General features: G+C 71.4%; 15 protein-coding genes. 12 read left to right on the forward strand and 3 right to left on the reverse strand.

Annotated elements, in window-relative coordinates:
* Positions 1–63 precede the first annotated feature (63 nt).
* From ACFWI4_RS22405 to ACFWI4_RS22445, 9 genes are all read left to right on the forward strand, one after another.
* On the forward strand, positions 64–1,065 hold the full coding sequence (locus ACFWI4_RS22405; protein WP_387198938.1) for an AraC family transcriptional regulator: 1,002 nt from the start codon (positions 64–66) through the stop codon (positions 1,063–1,065).
* A 377-nt stretch (positions 1,066–1,442) separates the two neighbouring features.
* Positions 1,443–2,495 carry a 3-keto-5-aminohexanoate cleavage protein gene (locus tag ACFWI4_RS22410; protein WP_385404110.1) on the forward strand — a complete coding sequence of 351 codons (1,053 nt, stop codon included), beginning with the start codon at positions 1,443–1,445 and terminating at the stop codon, positions 2,493–2,495.
* A gap of 317 nt (positions 2,496–2,812) precedes the next feature.
* Positions 2,813–3,787 carry a quinone oxidoreductase family protein gene (locus tag ACFWI4_RS22415; RefSeq protein ID WP_387198941.1) on the forward strand — a complete coding sequence of 325 codons (975 nt, stop codon included), beginning with the start codon at positions 2,813–2,815 and terminating at the stop codon, positions 3,785–3,787.
* A gap of 49 nt (positions 3,788–3,836) precedes the next feature.
* A complete protein-coding gene (locus tag ACFWI4_RS22420; protein WP_385404114.1) occupies positions 3,837–4,745 on the forward strand; it encodes a TauD/TfdA dioxygenase family protein in 909 nt (302 codons plus the stop codon).
* 100 nt (positions 4,746–4,845) lie between these two features.
* Positions 4,846–6,132 carry an MFS transporter gene (locus ACFWI4_RS22425; protein WP_387198944.1) on the forward strand — a complete coding sequence of 429 codons (1,287 nt, stop codon included), beginning with the start codon at positions 4,846–4,848 and terminating at the stop codon, positions 6,130–6,132.
* A complete protein-coding gene (locus tag ACFWI4_RS22430) occupies positions 6,129–6,707 on the forward strand; it encodes an RBBP9/YdeN family alpha/beta hydrolase (RefSeq protein WP_387198946.1) in 579 nt (192 codons plus the stop codon). Before ACFWI4_RS22425 ends, ACFWI4_RS22430 begins: the two co-directional genes overlap by 4 nt.
* 29 nt (positions 6,708–6,736) lie before the next feature.
* On the forward strand, positions 6,737–8,719 hold the full coding sequence (locus ACFWI4_RS22435) for an acetoacetate--CoA ligase (RefSeq protein ID WP_387198949.1): 1,983 nt from the start codon (positions 6,737–6,739) through the stop codon (positions 8,717–8,719).
* Between the two features lie 170 nt (positions 8,720–8,889).
* Positions 8,890–9,264: a hypothetical protein gene (locus ACFWI4_RS22440; protein ID WP_339127370.1), complete on the forward strand. Its 375-nt coding sequence runs from the start codon at positions 8,890–8,892 to the stop codon at positions 9,262–9,264.
* Between the two features lie 247 nt (positions 9,265–9,511).
* A complete protein-coding gene (locus ACFWI4_RS22445; RefSeq protein ID WP_385404235.1) occupies positions 9,512–9,886 on the forward strand; it encodes an ArsR/SmtB family transcription factor in 375 nt (124 codons plus the stop codon).
* A 27-nt stretch (positions 9,887–9,913) separates the two neighbouring features.
* Here the strand turns inward: ACFWI4_RS22445 and ACFWI4_RS22450 are convergent, their stop codons facing one another.
* The gene (locus ACFWI4_RS22450) at positions 9,914–10,888 is read right to left on the reverse strand and encodes a helix-turn-helix domain-containing protein (protein WP_387198952.1); all 975 of its coding nucleotides are present in this window, start codon (positions 10,886–10,888) and stop codon (positions 9,914–9,916) included.
* A gap of 202 nt (positions 10,889–11,090) precedes the next feature.
* Here ACFWI4_RS22450 and ligA point away from each other — a divergent pair, with 202 nt between their 5' ends.
* The gene (ligA, locus tag ACFWI4_RS22455) at positions 11,091–13,169 is read left to right on the forward strand and encodes an NAD-dependent DNA ligase LigA (protein WP_387198955.1); all 2,079 of its coding nucleotides are present in this window, start codon (positions 11,091–11,093) and stop codon (positions 13,167–13,169) included.
* Between the two features lie 545 nt (positions 13,170–13,714).
* Here the strand turns inward: ligA and ACFWI4_RS22460 are convergent.
* Together ACFWI4_RS22460 and ACFWI4_RS22465 are read right to left on the reverse strand one after the other, a co-directional pair.
* Positions 13,715–14,206 carry a GNAT family N-acetyltransferase gene (locus ACFWI4_RS22460; protein WP_387198977.1) on the reverse strand — a complete coding sequence of 164 codons (492 nt, stop codon included), beginning with the start codon at positions 14,204–14,206 and terminating at the stop codon, positions 13,715–13,717.
* Positions 14,207–14,330: 124 nt separating this feature from the next.
* Complete coding sequence (locus ACFWI4_RS22465; RefSeq protein WP_387198959.1) at positions 14,331–14,741, reverse strand: Fur family transcriptional regulator; 411 nt, start codon at positions 14,739–14,741, stop codon at positions 14,331–14,333.
* A 613-nt stretch (positions 14,742–15,354) separates the two neighbouring features.
* On the opposite strand from ACFWI4_RS22465, the gene katG reads away from it, so the two are divergent.
* Together katG and lpdA are read left to right on the forward strand one after the other, a co-directional pair.
* Positions 15,355–17,577 (forward strand): catalase/peroxidase HPI, encoded by a 2,223-nt coding sequence (gene katG / locus ACFWI4_RS22470; protein WP_387198962.1) that lies wholly within the window; start codon positions 15,355–15,357, stop codon positions 17,575–17,577.
* 126 nt (positions 17,578–17,703) lie between these two features.
* A complete protein-coding gene (gene lpdA, locus ACFWI4_RS22475) occupies positions 17,704–19,104 on the forward strand; it encodes a dihydrolipoyl dehydrogenase (RefSeq protein ID WP_387198965.1) in 1,401 nt (466 codons plus the stop codon).
* The last annotated feature ends 102 nt before the right edge of the window (positions 19,105–19,206 follow it).

Genomic DNA, 19,206 nt, shown 5'->3' on the forward strand with positions numbered 1-19,206 from the left:
CCACCCCGCTTGTCGCAGCGGGACAGGAGACTTGGCTTTTCGGGACATCCCTGGAGCGCACCCATGAGACCACTGGTCCGTACCGCCGCCCTGAGCGGCTACGTCGAGCTGTGCCGCTCCCTGGGGATCGATCCGCAGGCACTGCTGAAGCGGGTGGGCCTGGACACCGCCGCCCTCACCGTCCAGGACCGGTGGATCTCCGGTACCGCGGCCGTCCAGGTGCTGGAACTGTCGGCGGCCGAGTCCGGCCACGAGGCCTTCGGGGTGCTGCTCGCGGAGTTCCGGCGCTTCTCCACACTCGGCCCGATCAGCCTGGTCGTCCGCGAGGAACCGGACGTACGCAGCGCGCTGGAACTGCTCATCCGCCATCAGTACATGTACAACGAGGTGCTGCACACCCGGCTGTCCGAGGGTGACGGCCTGGCCACGCTCAAGGTGGACCTGCGGCTCGGTGAGCCGATGGCGTCCCGGCAGGCGACGGAACTGGCGGTCGCCGCGTTCCACCGCATCCTGAGCGACTTCCTGCACGCGCGCTGGCAGCCGCTCTCCGTGTGGTTCCGGCACTCCGCGCCGGCCGACACCTCGGCGCACCGCAACGCGTTCGGGCCCATCGTCGAGTTCGGCCGCGAGGTCGACGGGATCGTGTTCTACGCCGACGACCTCGACGCGCCGAACGCCATGGCGGACCCGTTGATGCGCGAGTACGCCCGCCAGTACTTCGACGCGATCGCCGTCCCCAAGGACACGACCGCCGCGGACCGCGTGCGCGAGCTGATCGAGGTCCTGCTGCCGACCGGGCGCTGCTCGATCGAACAGGTCGCGCGCAGCCTCGGCGTCGACCGGCGCACCGTCCACCGTCATCTCGCCGAGTCGGGCGAGACGTTCTCCTCCCTGCTCAACGTCACCCGCCGCCATCTCGCCGAGCAGTTCGTGGCGAATCCCCGGCGGTCGTTGACGGAGATCTCCGACCTGCTGGGGTTCTCGTCCCTGAGCGGGTTCTCACGGTGGTTCCGCGAGCAGTTCGGATGCAGCCCCCGAGCGTGGCGCGGCAGCAGGACCCTCTAACGGTCCGGAGGCGGCGACGCGTCAACTCCCTTGCAGGGGGGCGGCCGTGACGGAAGGGACAGGTGTACGGGCCACGCGTCCCCTGACCACGCGTCGCACCGCCGATGTCCCCAAATGACAAATCATCTGTCCCCTGGCGGCAAGCACGTCCCTGGACTCGGCCCTACCTTTGCACCACCGCACAGAAGACGCGGTCGGCCGTCGGAGGGAGCCGAACCACTCCCCCGGGCTCCCTCCGGACCGGCCGATCGCAGTGGGCCGGCTCGCGCCCGCTGTCACCGGTGACCCGCATCGATCCCCGCCGGAACCCCCAGGCCCGCACAGCACGCGGCGATGCCCCCGGCGAGTGATCACCGATCCGACGAAGGAGACGGACCGTGCATTTCCACGACGACTCGCTCTTCCCCGAGAACCAGGAAAAACTGGTCATCCAGGCCGCCCCCTACGGGCCCGAATGGCTTCCCGGCGACGCCGACGACCTTCCCCTGACGATGGACGAGCACGTGCAGGCGGCAGTCGACTGCTACAACGCAGGCGCCACCGTGCTCCACATCCACGTACGCGAGCTCGACGGCAAGGGCTCCAAGCGGCTGTCCATGTTCAACGAGCTGATCGGGCGACTGCGCGAGGCCGTGCCGGACATGGTCCTCCAGATCGGCGGGTCGATCTCCTTCGCCCCCGAGGGCGAGGGCTCTGAGGCCAAGTGGCTCGACTTCGACAGCCGTCACATGCTCGCCGACCTGGACCCCAAGCCCGACCAGGTCACCATCGCGATCAACACCAGTCAGATGAACATCGTCGAGATCATGACCGACGACGATCTCGAAGGCACCTCGATCGCCAAGCCGGACTACTACAAGGCGTACCGGGACATGTACCTGGAGGCCGGTCCCGACTTCTACCTCGAGCACCTCAAGCGGCTCGGCGCGAGCGGGATCCAGCCGCACTTCCAGCTCGCGACCCTCGCGCAGCTCGAAACCGTGGAGCGCCTGATCCGGTCCGGTGTCTACACCGGCCCGCTGGTCCTCAACTACGTGGCCATCGGCGGCGGTTTCGCCGGCCGGCACCCCGCCGACCTGATCGAGTTCGTGCGCCGCGTCCCCGACGGCGCCGTCCTGACCATCGAGAGCTCGATGCGTGCGGTGGCGCCCATGAACGCGATCGGCATCGCGCTCGGTGTGCACGTCCGCGTGGGCAACGAGGACAACCTGTGGCGGCGCAAGGGCGAGCGCATGTCCAGCGTCGAGCAGGTCGAGCAGATGGTGCAGATCTCGCAGGCCCTCGGCCGTGACATCGCCACCGGCGCGGAGGCCAGGAAGATCTACAGGATCGGCGAGACCTTCGCGAGCACCGACGAGACGCTCGCCCAGCTCGGCATGGTGCCGAACCGCCGCCCCGGACAACGCGGGTTCATGCTCCGCGACGCGTGACGCGAAGGTTCCGCGCCACGTGATCCGCGGGTCCCGCGCCACGTGGCCCTCGGATTCCGCGAAACGCGATCCCAAGGTTCCGCGACGCGTGATCCCAGGGTTCCGCGACGCGTGACCCGCCGGTTCCGCGACACGTCACCCGAAGGTTCCAGGACGCGTGACCCGAGGGTTCCGCGACGCGTGACCCGCGGGTGCGCCGACACCTGACCCGAGCCGCCACGGGGCCGCCGGGGCCAGACCCCCCGGCCCCGGCGGCCCCCTCCCCTCGCGTCGCCTCCCCTCCCCATCCACCCGACACCGATCAACGGAGCACCCCCGTGGCCCACGCCATTCGATTCAAGGAGACCGGCGGTCCCGAGGTCCTGAGCTGGGAGGAGGTCGTCGTCGGCGACCCCGGTCCCGGCGAGGTCCGGGTACGCCACCACGCCGTCGGACTCAACTTCGCCGACACCTACTTCCGCACCGGGCTCTACCCCGCACCGCTGCCCGCCGGGCTCGGCGTCGAGGCGGCGGGCGTGATCGAGGCCGTGGGCGAGGGCGTCACCGGATTCGCCGAAGGGGACCGGGTCACGTACACCGGAAGCCCGCTCGGCGCGTACAGCACGGAGCGGGTCATGCCCGCCGCTTCACTGATCCGGCTGCCGGACGGCATCCCCTTCGAGACCGCGGCGGCGATGACCATGCGGGGTCTGACCTCCGCGTACCTGCTCCGCAGGATCCACCCGCTCAAGGAGGGGGAGACGATCCTGCTCACCGCGGCGGCGGGCGGCGTCGGACTCATCGTCTGCCAGTGGGCCAAGCTCCTCGGACTGAACGTCATCGGCACCGTCTCCACCGACGAGAAGGCCGAGCTGGCCCGGGCCCACGGCTGTGACCACGTCATCCGCTACCGGCAGGAGAACGTGGCCGAGCGGGTGCGCGAACTCACCGACGGCGCCGGTGTCCCCGTCGCCTTCGACAGCGTCGGCAGGACCACGTACGCCTCCTCGCTCGCCTCGCTGCGCCGCCGGGGCCTGCTCGTCTGCTTCGGCACCGCCTCCGGTCCCGTCCCGCCGATCGACGCCATGCAACTCGCCGTCCAGGGCTCCCTGTTCGTCACCCGGCCCGCCCTCGCCGACTACATCGCGGACCCCGCGGAACGGGCCGAGCTCGCCGGCGAACTCTTCGACCACGTCGGTTCCGGACGCATCGACATCAAGGTCAACCAGCGCTACTCCCTCGAGGACGCCGCCCAGGCGCACCGCGAACTCGAGGCGGGCGGGACCACCGGATCGTCCGTCTTCGTGCTCTGAACCCACCACTCCCCCGCGGTCAACTCCACTGTCACCAGGAGGAAGCACCATGGAACACACCCTCGCTCCGCCCGAGGGCGCGCCGGTCCGCGCCCACCACCGCGGCTCGATCCGGGTCGAACCGCTGACCTGCTCGATCGGCGCGGAACTGTCCGGCGTGAACCTCGGCGACGCCGCCCGCGACGACGACCTCTTCGCGGAGATCAAGTCCCTGCTGCTCCAGTACAAGGTGCTGTTCCTGCGCGACCAGGACTTCACCCGTGCCGAACACGTCGCCTTCGCCGAGCGGTTCGGCGCGCTGGAGGACCACCCGGTGGCCGGCAGCGACCCCGAACACCCCGGCCTGGTACGGATCTACAAGGACCTGGACAGCCCGGCCGAGCACTACGAGAACGCCCTGCACACGGACGGCACGTGGCGCGAGAACCCGGCGATGGGCGCCGTGCTGCGCTGCATCGAGGGGCCGCCCGTGGGCGGGGACACGATCTGGGTCAACATGGCCGAGGCGTACCGGCGGCTGCCCGAGGAGATCCGTACCAAGATCCGGGGGCTGCGGGCCCGGCACAGCATCGAGGCCACCTTCGGCGCCGTGATGCCCGAGGAGAAGCGGCACGCCCTCAAGGCGCAGTTCCCGGACGCGGAGCACCCGGTGGTGCGCGTCCACCCGGAGACCGGTGAGGAGATCCTCTTCGTCAACGCGTTCACCACGCACTTCGTCAACTACCACACCCCCGGGAACGTCCGGTTCGGGCAGGACTTCGCCCCCGGCGCGGGACTGCTGCTCAACTATCTGATCGCCCAGGCCGCGATCCCCGAGTACCAGGTGCGCTGGCGCTGGACCCCGAACAGCGTCGCCATCTGGGACAACCGCTCCACCCAGCACTACGCCGTACAGGACTACTGGCCCGCCGTCCGCCGCATGGAGCGCGCGGGCATCGTCGGCGACAGACCGTTCTAGCCCTCTTCCTCCAACAGCGCGTGAGGTGATGACAATGGAGTTGCACACCACTGCTGGTTCCATCCCCGGGACGGACTCGACCGCCTCGTCCGGATGGCCCGTGTCACGACGTTATGCCTGGGTGGTCTTCGCCCTCAGTTTCGGCCTGCTGCTGTCGGACTACATGTCACGGCAGGTCCTCAACGCCGTCTTCCCCGACCTCAAGAGCGAGTGGCTGCTCACGGACGCGAAGCTCGGCACGCTCAGCGGTGTCGTCGCCCTCATGGTCGGTCTGTTCACCTTCCCCATGTCGCTGATCGCCGACCGCTGGGGCCGGGTCAAGAGCCTGCTGCTCGCCGCGGGGATGTGGAGCCTCGCGACCCTGGGCTGCGCGGTCTCCGCGAACTACGGCCAGTTGTTCGTCGGCCGCCTCTTCGTCGGCATCGGCGAGGCGGCGTACGGAAGCGTCGGTATAGCCGTCGTCCTGAGCATCTTCCCGATCGCCCTGCGTGCCACGCTGTCCGGTGCCTTCATCGCGGGCGGCGCATTCGGTTCGGTCCTGGGCGTGTCGATCGGCGGCGCGGTCGCCCAACACCTGGGCTGGCGCTGGGCGTTCGGGGTCATGGGCATCTTCGGCCTGGTGCTGGCAGTGGTCTACGGCTTCGTCGTCACGGAGAAGAAGCTGACGCCGGAGGCCGGTTCCGGGGACGCGGAGCCCGATCTCGGAGTCCGGGGCCGGCTGCGGGTGCTGCTGCCGCGGCTGTTCTCCTCGGTCTCGGTGATCAGCGCGTACGTCGGCAGCGGTCTCCAACTGTTCATCGCCGCCTCGCTGATGGCCTGGCTGCCCAGCTTCTTCAACCGCTACTACGACATGCCCACCGCCAAGGCGGGCGCGACGGCCGGTGTCTTCATCCTCGTCATCGGCGTCGGCATGATCGGCGGCGGTATCGTCTCCGACCGCATCAGCCGGGCTTTCCCGCTGCGCAAGTGGACGGTCGCCATCGCGTGCAGTCTCGGCTCGCTCGCGCTGCTGATGGCCGCCTTCCGGCTGCCGACCGGCCCGCTCCAGCTGGCGGTCCTGGCCGCCGGAGCCCTGCTCTCGGCCGGCACCGCGGGGCCCGCGACCGCCATGGTGGCCAACCTGACCCCGGCGTCCATCTCCGCGACGGCCTTCGCCACCCTCACCCTGGCCAACAGCCTGCTGGGGCTGGCTCCGGGACCCGCCGTGACCGGCGCGCTCGCGGACGGCATGGGACTGCTCGGCGCCCTGCGGATCATCCCGCTCACGGCACTCGCCGCCACCGTCGCGTTCCTGGTCGGCCGCCACTTCTACGAGCGTGACCTGAGCCGCCTGACGAGCGGCCCCGCCCCCGCGGCGGAGCCCGAGGACGCGGTGGTGACCGCGTGAGCCCCGCAGAGGAGCCGGTGATCGTGATCGTCCCGGGCCTGCGCGACCACGTGGCCGACCACTGGCAGACCCTGCTCGCGGAGCGGCTGGCCGAGGCCGACCGGACCGTGCGCACCGTCCCGCCGCTCACCGAGGACGCGCTGAGCCGCGCGGCCCGCGTGGCCGCGCTCGACAAGGTGGTCTCCGAGGCCGGGGCCCCGGTCGTCCTCGTCGCGCACAGCGCCGGGGTGATCACCACGGTCCACTGGGCCCATCAGAGCACGGCACGGGTGCGCGGAGCGCTGCTCGCGACGCCGCCGGACTTCGACACCCCGCTGCCCGAGGGCTATCCGACCCCCGAGGCGCTCCGCGAGAAGGGCTGGACACCGGTGCCCCGGAGTCCGCTGCCCTTCCCCGCGGTCGTCGCCGCCAGCGCCGACGACCCCCTCGGCAGCGCCGAGCGGGTGGCCGCGCTGGCCGGCGACTGGGGGGCCGCCCTGGTGGAACTGGGCGAGGTCGGCCATCTCAACCCCGCGTCCGGCTACGGTCCGTGGCCGCGCGCGGAAGAACTGCTCCGCGAAGTCGAAACCGGCTGAACGCCGCGTCCAGCCCAGGAAGGCATCCGATGAACACCGACACCGACCTGCTCTGGTCCCCCGGTCGCCGCGAGCTGGAGGACTCCAACGTCGCCCGCTTCATGGACCGGGTGGCCGAGGCCAGGGGTCTGCGCTTCCGCGACTACGCCGAGCTGTGGCGGTGGAGCTCCACCGACCTCGCCGGATTCTGGTCGGCGGTGTGGGAGTTCTACGGGCTGGACGCGGTCAGCGGCTACGACCGGGTGCTGGGCCAGGCCTCGATGCCGGGCGCCGACTGGTTTCCCGGCGCCCGGCTGAACTTCGCCGAACGCTGCCTCGCCCGGGCGACGGACGCCCGCCCCGCGCTCGTCTGCCTGACCGAGGACGGCACCCCGGAGGAGACCTCCTGGGACGAGCTGCGCCGGCAGGTCGCCGATGTGTCGGCGGCGCTGCGCGCCATGGGCGTGACGCCCGGCGACCGCGTGGCCGGATATCTGCCCAACCTCCGCCAGACCGTGGTGGCGCTGCTGGCCACGGCCGCCGTCGGCGCCGTGTGGACGGCCTGCTCCCCGGACTTCGGCACGCCCAGCGTGCTCGCCCGGCTGCGTCAGGCGGAGCCGACGGTCCTGGTGGCGGCGGACGGCTACCGCTACGGCGGCAGGACCTACGACAAGCGGCCGGACGTGGCCGAACTCGCGGACGGGCTGCCCACCGTCCGCCATCTCCTCGCCGTCGACAGCCTCTTCGGCACCCCGGCCGAGCCGTGGTCCCGGCGGACGGACGTCGAGCAGCACGTCTGGTCCGCGCTCCCGGCGGCGGACGGCCCGCCGGAGTTCGCCGACGTGCCCTTCGACCACCCGCTGTGGATCCTGTGGTCGTCGGGAACGACGGGCATCCCGAAGGGGATCGTCCAGAGCCACGGCGGCATCGTGGTCGAACTGCTCAAGGCCCTGGGCCTGGGCGTCGACCTGCGCGCCGACGACCGCTATCTCTTCATCACCTCCACCAGCTGGATGGTGTGGAACTTCCTGGTCGGCGGGCTGCTGCACGGCAGCACCGTCGTCCTGTACGACGGCAGCCCGACGTATCCCGACGTGGACGGCGCCTGGGCGGTCGCCGAACGGACCGGCGCGACCGTGCTCGGCCTGGGCGCCGCCTACCTCACCGCCGCGGAGAAGGCGGACTCCCGCCCCGCCCGGACGTTCGGGCTCGGCCGGCTCAGGACCGTCCTGCAGACCGGGTCGACCCTTCCGTCGGGCACCTGGCACTGGGTCCACGAGGCGCTGGCACCGGGCACACGGCTCCAGTCCATCTGCGGCGGTACGGACGTCTGCTCGGTCCTCGCGGGCAGCACCCCGCTGCTGCCCGTCCGCGCCGGCCGGATCCAGGCACCCGCCCTCGGTGTCGCCCTGGCCTCCTGGGACCCCGACGGGAACCCGCTGACCGGTGAGCAGGGCGAGCTGGTGGTGACCGCGCCCCTGCCGTCCATGCCGCTGCGCTTCGTCGGGGACGCCGACGGCACCCGCTACCGGGCCAGTTACTTCGACACGTACCCCGGGATCTGGCGCCACGGCGACTGGGTCACCGTCGACGCCGACCTGTCGGTGGTCGTCGCGGGGCGTTCCGACTCCACGCTGAACCGCTCCGGCGTACGCATGGGTTCCGCCGACATCTACGCCGTCGTCGACCAGGTCCCCGGCGTCGCCGACAGTCTCGTCGTCGGTGTCGAACAGCCCGACGGCGGCTACTTCATGCCGCTGTTCGTCGTGCCCGCCGAGGGCACGGCGTTCGACGAGGGACTGCGCCGGGACATCGTCTCGGCCATCAGGGGCCGGCTGTCCCCGCGCCACGTGCCCGACGCGATCGTGGCCGTGCCCGCCGTCCCGCGCACCCTCACCGGCAAGAAGCTGGAGGTCCCGGTCAAGCGTGTCCTCCAGGGCGCCCGCCCCGGCGAGGTCAGCAGCCAGGGTGCCGTCACCCATCCGGAGATGCTGACGTGGTTCGAGGAGTTCGCCGCGCGACGACATTCTTGATCACGGGGCGGGCAAGGACGATCAGTTCCACGCCTCCCGAAGCACTGTTCCATGCTCCTTCCGCCAGTCCCGAAACAACCCGGCCGCCGACGCCGGACGGTCCGTAGGGTCCGGGTCACCGGCCGGTCGGGAACTCCTCCGTCCGCGCGGTCACCCGAAGGAGCATCGGTATGGCAAATGTGGAGATCTCCCTCAAGGAGACGATGACGTCGATCGAGGGCGCGCTGGGCGTGGCCCTCGTCGACTACACGAGCGGCATGGCGCTGGGCACGCTGGGGGGCGGCAAGGATCTCGACCTGAACGTCGCGGCGGCCGGCAACACCGACGTGGTGCGGGCCAAGGTGCGCACCATGGAGCACCTCGGACTCAAGAGCAAGATCGAGGACGTCCTCATCACGCTGGAGAAGCAGTACCACCTGATCCGCCCGCTCACGGGCCGTGACGGCAACGGGCTGTTCCTCTACCTGGTGCTCAACAAGGCGACGTCGAACCTCGCCATGGCCCGCCACCAGCTCGCACGCATCGAAGCCGAACTAGAGGTGTAGACAGCCACGTTCTCCGCGCCTTCGCATGCCCACGACTTGAAGACTTCTTCAATTAGGTAAATCCAGATCGAGTCAATCACGTGGGCATGCGGAGGCGGAGCCGCCAGGATCGGTCCTTCAGGCACCGCTCGGGCGCGCGGACAACCACCGCACCAGCGGGAGAGACAGCCCGTCCCCAGGCGGCAGGGAGCGAACGAATTTGACCAGGCAGGTTCCCCTCTACCAGGCCAAGGCCGAGTTCTTCCGCATGCTCGGGCACCCTGTACGCATCCGCGTCCTGGAACTGCTCCAGACCGGCCCCGTCTCGGTGCGCGACCTGCTGAGCGAGATCGAGGTGGAACCGTCCAACCTCTCCCAGCAGCTGGCGGTGCTGCGCCGTTCGGGAATCGTCGTGTCCATCCGCGAGGGATCGACGGTCAGTTACGCGCTGGCGGGCGGGGACGTGGCCGAACTGCTGCGCGCCGCCCGCCGCATCCTCACCGAACTGCTCGCGGGGCAGACCGAGTTGCTGGCGGAACTGCGGCAGGCCGACGTCGACACGGGCCTGCCTCCCGGGCCGCGCGAACCGGACCTCGTCGTCACCCGGTCCGCGCGGCCCTCGCCCGCCGGGCGGGGGCACTGAGGCGCCGGGAGGCCGCCGGAGCGGCCGTCAGGCCCAGCCCCTGCGGGCGGCGTGCCAGCCGAGCTGGATACGGCTCTCGGCGCCGGCCCGGGCCATGAGTTCACCGATGCGCCGCTGAACGGTGCGCCGGGAGACCCCGAGGCGCGCCCCGACCGCCTGGTCGGTGAGGCCGGCGAGCACGAGGGCGAGCATCCTCGCGTCGAACTCGTCTATGGCGTCCGGCCGTTGTTCCACCAGCCCGCCGCCCGCCGCCTGCGGCGCCAGCGGATAGGCCTGCTCCCAGGCCTGCTCGAAATAGGCGACGAGGGCGTCCAGCAGACCGCCGGGATGCACCAGGACGGAGGCGGCGGCGGTGTTGCGCCCGCTGAACAGCGGGAGCATCGCCAGGTCGTGGTCCGCGATCATGATCTTGACCGGTATCGCGTCGGCGATCCTCACCTGCTGTCCCTCCGCCAGCACCGCGAGAGCCTGGGCGACGGCTCCGGGCTCGGTCAGGGCGTCCCGGTGCAGGATCGTCCGGTAGAGCACACCGCGGCGCATTCCGGCCCCCTCGGCGGCGTTGTCGTCGCGCGTCACGACCCGCTGGTCGGGCACCATCATCGACCGCACCTCGTGCCGGGCGGACTCCTGGAGCTGCCGGAACCGGTGCCGTACCGCGTCGACGTCGCTGATGACCTCCACCGCTCCGCCCTCGGCGCCCGTGCGGTGCTGTTCGGCGAGGGTGAGCACGGCGTGCTCCGCGGCGCTCAACTCGTCGCGGCGGCGCCGCAGTTCCCCGCCGAGGGCGACCGCGGGAGGCGCCGCCACGAACAGCGTGGCGCCGCTCTCCACCGGCTGCGGCACGACCAGGCCGCGCTCGGCCAGGGCGGAGAGGATGCCGAGCGTCTCGGACTCGGGGCGCCCGCTGTCGGCCGCCAGTTCCTGGACGGCTGCCCGTCCACGCTTCACCAGGAGACGGTAGATCTCCTCCTCGGCCGGACCGAGACCGAGCGCGGCGAGCATGGGCCACTCCTTGAAGTCGGCTGGCGGGACCGGGGCGAGGCCCGCACGGCGGAGCCCGGGCCCGCCGGTTCCCACGGACAAGCCAAGGTCTACTTCACCCCCCGGGCCCCTGTCATCTCCGCGTGGGGCACTTGCCCGCATCGCCCCAAGTGCGGGCCCGGCACGGGCCGGCGGGAGGGCGTTGTCAGTGGTGGCAGGCAGGATGGCGGGTATGACAACACCTGTTGCAGTGATCGTGGACGCCGTCGCCTACGCGCAGGCGGTCGAGGACGCGCTGAAGGCGTCGGCCGCCTATTACGAGGGCGGCACCTCCGTGCTGGACGACGACGCCTACGACCGTCTGGTGCGGGGCATCGCCGCGTGGGAGGCGGACCATCCCGATCAGGTGCGGCCCGACTCGCCGACCGGGAAGGTCGCGGGCGGCGCCGTCGAGGGCGACGTCCCGCACACGGTGCCGATGCTCAGCCTGGACAACGTCTTCTCCGGCGAGGAGTTCACCGCCTGGACGGCGTCGCTCGCCCGGCGGACCGGTCACGAGGTGGAGCGGTACAGCGTCGAGCCGAAGCTCGACGGCCTGGCCATCGCGGCGCGCTACCACCAGGGCCGGCTCACCCGGCTGATCACCCGCGGGGACGGGACGGCCGGTGAGGACGTGTCGCACGCGACGGGGACGATCGAGGGTCTGCCCGCTGAGCTCGCCGAGCCCCTCACGCTGGAGGTGCGCGGTGAAGTCCTCATGACCACGGCACAGTTCGAGCACGCCAACGAGGTGCGCACCGCGCACGGCGGTCAGCCGTTCGCGAACCCGCGCAACGCCGCGGCGGGCACGCTGCGCGCCAAGGAGCGTGCCTACACCGTCCCGATGACCTTCTTCGGCTACGGACTGCTTGCGGTGCCCGGCACCGACGCGGACACGGCCGCCCGGCTCGAAGGTCTCGCGCACAGCGAGCTGATGGCGCGGGCCGCGGAGCTGGGGGTGAACACCACCGCGAGCACGGCCGTCCCCGGAATCACCGCGACGACCGCCGAGCAGGTCCTGGACCGGGTGCGGGAGATCGGGGGGCTGCGCGCCGAGCTGCCGTTCGGGATCGACGGCATCGTCGTCAAGGCCGACCTCGCGGCCGACCAGCGGGCGGCGGGGTCCGGTTCCCGCGCGCCGCGCTGGGCGATCGCGTACAAGCTCCCGGCCGTCGAGAAGATCACCCGGCTGCTCGCGGTGGAGTGGAACGTGGGCCGCACCGGCATCATCGCCCCGCGCGGCGTCCTGGAGCCGGTGGAGATCGACGGCTCGACCATCACGTACGCCACGCTCCACAACCCGGGGGACATCACGCGGCGCGATCTGCGGCTGGGCGACCATGTGATGGTCCACCGCGCGGGGGACGTCATCCCCCGTATCGAGGCGCCCGTCGCCCATCTGCGCACCGGCGAGGAACAGCCCATCGCCTTCCCCGAGTCCTGCCCGAACTGCGGGTCGGCCATCGACACCAGCGAGCAGCGGTGGCGCTGCGAGCAGGGCCGCAACTGTCATCTGGTCGCCGCCCTCTCGTACGCGGCCGGCCGCGACCAGCTCGACATCGAGGGCCTCGGTCACACCCGGGTCGTCCAGCTCGTCGAGGCGGGCCTGGTCACCGATCTCGCGGGTCTGTTCGCCCTGACCCGCGAGCAGCTCCTCGGTCTGGAGCGGATGGGCGAGACCAGCACCGACAACCTCCTCGCGGCGATCGAGAGGGCCAAGGGCCAACCGCTGTCCCGGGTGCTGTGCGCGCTCGGGGTCCGCGGCACCGGCCGTTCCATGTCCCGGCGCATCGCCCGCTACTTCGCCACGATGGACGCGGTCCGCGCGGCGGATGCGGAAACGATCCAGCGGGTCGAGGGCATCGGCACGGAGAAGGCTCCCTCGATCGTCGCGGAGCTCGCCGAGCTCGCCCCGCTCATCGACGGGCTCGTCGCCGCCGGGGTCAACATGACCGAGCCCGGCGCCACCCCGCCCGCCGAACCCGGCGAGGACGGGACGGAGGCGGAGGGCGGGCCTCTGGCCGGGATGACGGTGGTGGTCACCGGGGCGATGACCGGGGCCCTGGAGCGGCTCAGCCGCAACCAGATGAACGAGCTCGTCGAGAGCGCCGGGGGCCGCTCCTCCTCCAGCGTGTCGAAGAAGACGAGCCTGGTCGTCGCCGGTGAGGGCGCCGGATCCAAGCGCGCCAAGGCCGAGACCCTCGGCATCCGTCTGGCGACACCGGAGGAGTTCGCCGAACTGGTCGCGGACTACCTCACCTGACCGGGGGCGGCCGGTGGTCCGGCGCCCGGCACGGACCCCCGCCCGGTCACCGTGCCGGGGGGTGGCACTTACCCTCTACCCGATCACCGCGCCCGGGCGGGTGGTGAACCACCGCTCGCGGTCAGGTCCCGGGCCCGGCACGGGCCTCTGTTCGGTTACCGCGCTCGGGCGGGCACGGATCGCCCCGGCTGGTCATCGGGCCCGGCGGGTCGCGGACCCTTCACCCGATCACCGCGCCCGCGCGGGTGATGGACCACCTCTCGCGGTCAGGGCCCGGGCCCGGCACGGACAGCCGGACGGTCGCCACTCCCGGGTGGGGCACGAACCGCCCCGGCTGGTCACCGGGCCCGACGGACCACGCACCCTCCACCCGCTCGCCACGCCCGGGCGCGAAGCGGACCACCTCTCGCGGTCAGGTCCCGGGCCCGGCACGGGCCGCCGACCGGTCACCGCGCCCGGGCGGACCACGGACCCTTCAGCCGATCGCCTCGCCCGGGCGGGGCACGGACCGCCCCGGCTGGTCACCGCACTCGGCGGGTCGCGGGTTACCCCGACTGGGCAACGGGGCCGGGAGAGTCAGCGAGGCGGCGGGCCAGGACCTGGCCCGGCCAGGTTCCGGACCGGAAGGGTTCGGTGGGGGTGAATCCCTGGCGCTCGTAGTACGCGACCAGTTCGCCCCCGCCGCCCGCCCAGCAGTCGACCCGCAGCAGACCGACGCCGGCCCGCCGGGTCTCCTCGGCGGCGCGCGCCAGGAGCGCGGCCCCGACGCCCCGGCCGGCGTGCCGGCGGTCGGACACCAGCAGCCGGACGTAGCGCTCGGGTTCTCCGGCGGGTCCGATCGGCATCTGCGGGTTGGGGCCGGTGTCGAGGACCATGGCTCCGACGGGTGTGCCGCCGGCCTCCGCGACGAAGGCGGTGTTCTCGGTCAGGTACCGATCGACCCGCTCCACCAGGCTCGGCGTCGTCGAGAAGGGGGTCGTGCCCCACTGCTCGGTGTTGCCTCGGGCGTTCATCCAGACCACCGCTCCGTCGAGCATGCCCAGAACGGCTGGTGCGTCGGCCGGCTCCCCCGGCCTGATCCGTATCGGCTGTGAGATGTCCCACTCGATCGTGTCCACGGCGGAAGCCTAGGCGGCGATCCGGGCGGATGTCAGGCAGGCCCTAGGCGCACGAAGGGCACAGTCCCCGGTAGGTGACCTCCACGGCGGCCACCGTGAACCCGAAGCGTTCCGTCGCCGGAAGGTCGGCCAACGGGTTCCCGGTCGGGTGGACGTCACGGACGGTGCCGCAGCTGGAGCACACCAGATGCTGGTGCGGATGGTGGGCGTTGGGGTCGTACCGCTTGGCCCGGCCGTCGGTGGAGACCTCGATGACCTCGCCGAGCGAGACGAGCTCGCCCAGGGCGTTGTAGACGGTCGCCCGGGAGATCTCGGGCAGCCGCTCGGCCGCGCGGGCGTGCACCTCGTCGGCCGTGAGGTGCACGTGGTCACCGTCGAGGACCTCCGCAACGACACGCCGCTGGGAAGTCATGCGCCAGCCGCGCCCGCGCAGTCGCTCCAGCAGGTCACTCATATCGGTTCACCTTTTCGGGATCGGTGGGAACCCGCAGTTTATCTGTGTGCATCCTGGGTCCGATCGAATATGGGTCTGGTGTCCTTCTTGACTTGGACTCTGTCCATCGTAGGATCGGTTTTGGCACTGGCCAAGGGACAAGAAGACTTCGGTACGGGCAGGAGAGACACAGATGTCGGGACCACCGCCGTGGCACCCCACGGCGCCGGTCTGCGCGTGACGGCCCCCGTGACACGCGGACCGGGACTGTCCCGGAGCGCGGGACCCTCGCGGCGGCGACCCGTTCGCCGCCGGGAGGGACGACCCGGCGCCGTACCTCCCGGGGCATGTCCGCACAGTCCCGGCACGTCGCACCCAGCCCTCCGTCCGCCCTCCGTGGCGGGATGCGTACCCCGTTTCGGACCGGTCCAGCCGGTCCGGCGCGAGCCGTGTACGGCGTCCCCGCCCCCGGCCGCGCGGCCGGGCACCCCCTTCGCCCGTTCCCGACCGAAGACCAAGGCCTCCCCGTCGAACCCGTCGACGGTTCCGGGGCCCGCCGCCGGGGCCCCGCCCCGGCTGTACCCCCCACCCGCAGTCGCTGAGCACCGAGATCGGCCCGTCCGGAAGGATTCCCATGTCTGAGAACCACGACGCGATCGTCACCGACGCGAAATCGGAGGCCGCAGGCGGCTGCCCCGTCGCGCACGACCGCGCCCCGCACCCGACCCAGGGCGGCGGCAACCGCCAGTGGTGGCCGGAGAGGCTCAACCTGAAGATCCTCGCCAAGAACCCCGCCGTGGCCAACCCGCTCGGCGAGGACTTCGACTACGCGGCGGCCTTCGAGGCCCTCGACCTCGCCGCCGTGAAGCAGGACATCGCCGAGGTGCTGACCACCTCGCAGGACTGGTGGCCCGCCGACTTCGGCAACTACGGCCCCTTCATGATCCGTATGGCCTGGCACAGCGCCGGCACCTACCGCATCAGCGACGGCCGCGGCGGCGCCGGCGCCGGCCAGCAGCGCTTCGCCCCGCTCAACAGCTGGCCGGACAACGGCAACCTCGACAAGGCCCGCCGTCTGCTGTGGCCCGTCAAGAAGAAGTACGGCCAGAGCCTCTCCTGGGCCGACCTCATGATCCTCACCGGCAACGTGGCCCTGGAGCAGATGGGCTTCGACACCTTCGGCTTCGCCGGCGGCCGCGCGGACGTTTGGGAGTCCGAGGAGGACGTCTACTGGGGCCCGGAGACCACCTGGCTCGACGACGAGCGCTACACCGGCGACCGTGAGCTGGAGAACCCGCTCGGCGCCGTCCAGATGGGCCTCATCTACGTCAACCCCGAGGGCCCCAACGGCAACCCGGACCCGATCGCCGCGGCCCGCGACATCCGCGAGACCTTCCGCCGGATGGCGATGAACGACGAGGAGACGGTCGCCCTGATCGCGGGCGGTCACACCTTCGGCAAGACCCACGGCGCCGGCCCGGCGGAGAGCGTCGGCGCCGACCCCGAGGCCGCCCCGATCGAGGCGCAGGGCCTGGGCTGGAAGAGCACGTACGGCACCGGCAAGGGCGCCGACGCCATCACCTCCGGCCTGGAGGTCACCTGGACCACCACGCCCACCCAGTGGAGCAACGGCTTCTTCGACAACCTCTTCGGCTACGAGTGGGAGCTCACCCAGAGCCCCGCGGGCGCCAACCAGTGGAAGCCGAAGGACGGCGCGGGCGAGGGCACCGTCCCGGCCGCCCACGACCCGTCGAAGAAGATCGCCCCCTCGATGCTCACGACGGACCTGTCGCTGCGCTTCGACCCGGTCTACGGTCCGATCTCCCGCCGCTTCCACGAGAACCCGGCCGAGTTCGCGGACGCCTTCGCGCGCGCCTGGTACAAGCTGACCCACCGTGACATGGGCCCGAAGTCCCTCTACCTCGGCCCCGAGGTCCCGGCGGAGACGCTGCTGTGGCAGGACCCGCTGCCGGAGGCGGAGGGCGAGGTCATCGGTGCCGAGGACATCACGGCCCTCAAGGCGAAGATCCTCGCCACCGACCTGACGGTCGCGCAGCTGGTCTTCACCGCGTGGGCGTCGGCCTCGACGTTCCGCGGCAGCGACAAGCGCGGCGGCGCCAACGGCGGTCGCATCCGTCTGGAGCCGCAGCGCGGCTGGGAGGCCAACGACCCCGACACGCTGGCGTCGGTGCTGCGCACGCTGGAGGGCGTCCAGCGCGACTTCAACGCCGGTGACAAGCACGTCTCGCTGGCCGACCTGATCGTCCTCGGCGGTGTCGCCGCGGTCGAGAAGGCCGCCAAGGACGCCGGGCACGACATCCAGGTGCCCTTCACCCCGGGCCGCGTCGACGCGACGGACGAGCACACCGACGCGGAGTCCTTCGCCGCGCTGGAGCCGACCTCGGACGGCTTCCGCAACTACCTCGGCAAGGGCAACCGGCTTCCGGCCGAGTACCTGCTGCTCGACCGGGCCAACCTGCTGACCCTGAGCGCGCCCGAGCTCACCGTCCTCGTCGGCGGTCTGCGCGTCCTCGGCGCGAACCACGGCCAGTCCTCGCACGGTGTCCTCACCGCGACCCCCGGACAGCTCACCAACGACTTCTTCGTCAACCTGCTCGACCTGGGCACGACGTGGAAGGCGACCTCCGAGGACGCGACGACGTTCGAGGGCCGTGACGACGCCACCGGCGAGATCAAGTGGACCGGCACGCGTGCCGACCTCGTCTTCGGCTCGAACTCCGAGCTGCGCGCGCTCGCCGAGGTCTACGCGAGCGACGACGCCGGGGCGAAGTTCGTGAAGGACTTCGTCGCCGCCTGGGACAAGGTCATGAACCTGGACCGGTTCGACCTCGTCTGACGCCTGACACGAGGGCCGGCCTCCGCCCGGGGGCCGGCCCTCCCGCGTGCCGCGGCGCGGTGACCCCGGGCCTCCCGGCCGCGCTCGTCCCCTCGCCGAGGCCGCCGCCGTTCTAGGCTGGCCGCCATGAGCACTCACTTTGACGTGGTGGTCCTGGGCGCCGGCCCGGGAGGATATGTCGCGGCGATCCGGGCCGCCCAGCTCGGACTCAGCACGGCGATCGTCGAGGAGAAGTACTGGGGCGGTGTGTGCCTGAACGTGGGGTGCATCCCGTCGAAGGCGCTGCTGCGCAACGCCGAGCTCGCCCACATCTTCACCCAGGAGGCCAAGACCTTCGGCATCCAGGTGAACGGCGAGGTGAGCTTCGACTACGGGGCGGCCTTCACCCGCAGCCGCAAGGTGGCCGACGGACGCGTCAAGGGCGTCCACTACCTGATGAAGAAGAACAAGATCACCCAGTACACCGGCCGGGGCACCTTCCGCGACGACCGCACGCTCGACGTCGCCCTGTCCGACGGCGGCACCGAGACCGTGACCTTCGGCCACTGCATCATCGCCGCCGGCGCCACCACCAGGCTGCTCCCCGGAACCTCGCTGAGCGAGCGCGTGGTGACGTACGAGGAGCAGATCCTGTCGGACACGCTCCCGGACAGCATCGTCATCGCGGGCGCCGGTGCCATCGGTGTGGAGTTCGCCTATGTGCTCCACAACTACGGGGTCGAGGTGACCCTCGTCGAGTTCCTCGACCGGATCGTCCCGCTGGAGGACGAGGAGGTCTCCGCGGAACTGGCCCGCCGTTACAAGCGGCTCGGCATCAACGTACTGACGTCCACCCGGGTCGAGGCGATCGACGACTCCGGCGACCGGGTCAAGGTCATGGTGACGACGGGCGGCCAGCGTCAGACGCTGGAGGCCGGCAAGGTGCTCCAGGCGATCGGGTTCCAGCCGCGCGTGCAGGGCTACGGCCTGGAGAACACCGGTGTGAAGCTCACCGACCGCGGTGCGATCGACATCGACGGCCGGTGCCGTACGAGCGTGCCGCACATCTACGCCATCGGTGACGTGACGGCGAAGCTGATGCTGGCCCACGCGGCCGAGTCGATGGGGGTCGTGGCCGCCGAGACGATCGCCGACGCGGAGACGATGGAGCTCGACTACGTCATGATCCCGCGGGCCACCTACTGCCAGCCGCAGATCGCCAGCTTCGGCTGGACCGAGGCGCAGGCCCGTGAGCGGGGCTTCGACGTCAAGGTGGCGAAGTTCCCGTTCACGGCGAACGGCAAGGCCCACGGACTCGGCGAGACGGCCGGATTCGTCAAGATCCTCAGCGACGCGCGCTACGGCGAACTCCTCGGCGCCCATCTGATCGGCCCCGAAGTCACGGAACTCCTCCCGGAGTTGACGCTCGCCCAGCAGTGGGACCTGACCGTCCACGAGGTCGCCCGCAACGTGCACGGCCACCCGACCCTCGGCGAAGCGGTCAAGGAGGCCGTCCACGGACTGGCCGGCCACATGATCAACATGTGAGCCCGAACACCGCCCGACCCTTTCGGGCGTGCGCGGGGGGCCGGGGTGGGCCCCCCGCCCCCGCACCCCCCGGAGGGGCGGGAGAAGTGGGGGTGAAAGTGG

Source organism: Streptomyces sp. NPDC127038 (genome assembly GCF_042725875.1).
In the GTDB taxonomy this organism is placed as follows: Bacteria; Actinomycetota; Actinomycetes; order Streptomycetales; family Streptomycetaceae; genus Streptomyces.